Origin of the sequence: Mesorhizobium sp. (assembly GCF_024509055.1) — a bacterium.
Classification (GTDB): domain Bacteria; phylum Pseudomonadota; class Alphaproteobacteria; order Rhizobiales; family Rhizobiaceae; genus Mesorhizobium.
The window spans coordinates 1-2,924 of the sequence record NZ_JANINM010000223.1; the positions used below are offsets into that span (position 1 = coordinate 1).

Genomic DNA, 2,924 nt, shown 5'->3' on the forward strand with positions numbered 1-2,924 from the left:
GGAGCACCCCTCATCCGTCGCCTTCGGCGACACCTTCTCCCACAAGGGGAGAAGGGGGAACCCTGCAAGCCTTCCCGCCGCGATAGCGCGCATGGGTTGAGACGCGCAGCTCAACCCCTTATGGGGAGGGGCAGAAATCTCGAATGGACCGGTCCCCATGCCCACAGTCGCCCCGCTTGATCTCGAAGGCCATTGCGTCGCTGCCGTCTTCCTCGACGACGTGCCGCATTTCGCCCTGGCCGACGGTGCGGTGCACCGGCTCGACAATGGGCACAAGACGGTCCAGGCCAATGACGGGCTGCTCAGCGCCTTCCATGACGCCGTCAACGACCGGCTGATCACCGGCGGCGAGGACGGCAGGGTGTTTGCGGTGAAGGCCGGCGGTGACGTGGCGGAACTTGCCAGCGCCGGCAGGAAATGGATCACCAGCGTCGCCGCCGGGCCGCAGGGCGCGATCGCCTATGGCTCGGGCAAGTCCGCCTTCGTGCGTTTCGCCGACGGCAAGACCAGGGAATTCACCCATCCGCGCTCGGTCGAAGGTCTGGGCTTCTCGCCCAAGGGCATGCGTTTCGGCGTTGCCCGCTACAATGGCGCGACGTTGCATTTCCCGGCCGCAGAGGGCAAGCCGGTCGAGCTCGAATGGGCCGGCGCCCATACCGGCATCACGTTTTCACCGGACGGCGCTTTCCTTGTCACCACGATGCAGGAGAACGCGCTGCATGGCTGGAAGCTCGCCGACGGCAAGCACATGCGCATGAGCGGCTATCCCGGCAAGGTGAAAAGCCTGTCCTGGAGCGCCAAGGGAAAATGGCTGGCAAGCTCCGGCGCGCCGGCCGCGATCGTCTGGCCGTTTTCAGCCAAGGACGGGCCTATGGGCAAGGCGCCGCTGGAACTCGGCACGCGTGGCAACACGATGGTGACTTGCGTCGCCTGCCACCCGAGCCAGGACGTCGCGGCTATCGGTTATGAGGACGGCATGGTGATCGCTGCGCGTTTTGCCGACGCCAAGGAAGTGCTGCTGCGCCGCCCAGGCAAGGGCGCCATCACCTCGATGATGTGGGACAAGGAAGAACGTCGTGTCGTGTTCGGAAGCGCCGCCGGGGACTGCGGCGTGATCGACATCACCGGTTAGGGCAGTACGGGAGCAGGAAACGAGGCACCTATTCCCCTTGGCTGAGCCAACGCCCGCCCCCGTCGCGGCCAATTGCGGTTTTGAAAAGCCCTAGGCAGAGTGCCGCGCCAAACCAGAGGGGCTTTCATGCAGGCATCGGATTCCAGGACTTCCATCGGCGGCATCGCTGCTGCCCGCATCGCGGAACTGCGCGAGGCGGAGGCGGCGGTGTTCCGAAAAGCGCGACCGAAATCCGAAGCCAGGCTTGGCAACGGCATCGCCGGGTTCCTGAACGGCGTGCCGATGCACTGGATGACCGACTGGCCGACGCCGTTTCCGATCCTGGTCGACGGCGCCAAAGGCGCCACCATCATCGATGTCGACGGCAACAAGCTCGACGATTTCTGCCTCGGCGACACCGGTTCCATGCTCGGCCATTCTCCGCCAGCCGTCGCCCGCGCCATCCGCCGCCAGGCCGGGCGCGGCCTGACCTACATGCTGCCCAGCGAGGACGCGATTGCCATCGGTCCGCTTCTGCAGCAACGGTTTGGCCTGCCCTATTGGCAGATCGCCACCACCGCCACCGACGCCAACCGCTTCGCGCTGCGCGTCGCACGCGCGGTGACCGGCCGCGAGAAGATCCTGGTGTTCAACGGCTGCTATCATGGCTCGGTCGACGAGACGATGGTGCGGCTGATCGACGGCAAGCCGGTCAACCGGCCGGGACTGGCCGGAGAGTTCCGTGATCTCACGCGCGCGACCAAGATCGTCGAGTTCAACGACCTGGTGGCGCTGGAAACGGCACTCGCCGACCGGGATGTCGCCTGCGTCATCACCGAACCGGTGCTGACCAATTCCTGCATGGTGCTGCCGGACCAGGGCTTCCACGATGCGCTGCGGCGGCTGACACGCGCGGCCGGCACATTGCTCCTGATCGACGAGACGCACACCATCTCCACCGGCCCCGGCGGCTATACGAGAAAACATGGTTTGGAGCCCGACCTGTTCGTGCTCGGCAAGCCTGTGGCGGGCGGCGTGCCCGCGAGCATCTGGGGTATGAGCGAGGAGGTCGCCACCCGCTACGGTGCCTACAACAGGACCAAGGAACCCGGCTATTCCGGCATGGGCACGACGCTGTCGGCCAACCCGCTGCAATTCGCGGCGATGCGCGCGACGCTGGAAGAGGTGATGACCGAGAAAGCCTACGTCCACATGGACCGGCTGGCGCGGCGGCTCGATGCCGGGCTGAGCGCCGTCATCAGCCGTCACAAACTGCCATGGCATGTTGCGCGCGTCGGCGCCCGCGTCGAGTTCATTTGCGCGCCGGGGCCGCTGAAGAACGGCGGTGAAGCCGAAAAGGCGCATGCGCCGGAGCTCGAGGCCGCCATCCATGTTGCGCTGGTCAATCGCGGCGTGCTGATCGCGCCATTCCACAACATGATGCTGCTGTCGCCCGTGACCACAGCGGCGCAAGTCGGCCGGCTGATCGCCGCCTTCGCCGCGGTTGCGGCAAAGCTTGCGGCGTGAGAGAAGCGGCCATGGACAATCCAACAACTGTTGCCACTTCACCCTCGGGCTCGATGCCCGCCGAGGCGACTGCCTTTCTCGACGCGCATCCCGAGATCGAGGCCTTCGACATCGTGCTCACCGACGCCAACGGCATCGGTCGCGGCAAGATCGTGCGCCGGCACGAGCTGATGGGCATCTTCACGAACGGTCGGCACATGCCGATCTCGATCCTCGGCCTCGACATCACCGGCGAGGATGTCCACGATACCGGGCTGATCTGGGACACCGGCGACGGCGACCTCCG

At 66.0% G+C, this 2,924-nt stretch carries 2 protein-coding genes and 1 pseudogene; all 3 read left to right on the top strand.

What is annotated here, in order from left to right:
- The first annotated feature begins 157 nt into the window (after positions 1-157).
- A complete protein-coding gene (locus tag Q0L57_RS10620) occupies positions 158-1,132 on the top strand; it encodes a WD40 repeat domain-containing protein (RefSeq protein ID WP_296742266.1) in 975 nt (324 codons plus the stop codon).
- Positions 1,133-1,258: 126 nt separating this feature from the next.
- Positions 1,259-2,638, top strand: coding sequence for an aspartate aminotransferase family protein (locus Q0L57_RS10625; RefSeq protein WP_296742269.1), 1,380 nt, complete (start codon positions 1,259-1,261; stop codon positions 2,636-2,638).
- 11 nt (positions 2,639-2,649) lie between these two features.
- Positions 2,650-2,924 (top strand): annotated as a pseudogene (locus Q0L57_RS10630) (glutamine synthetase); the annotation flags it as partial.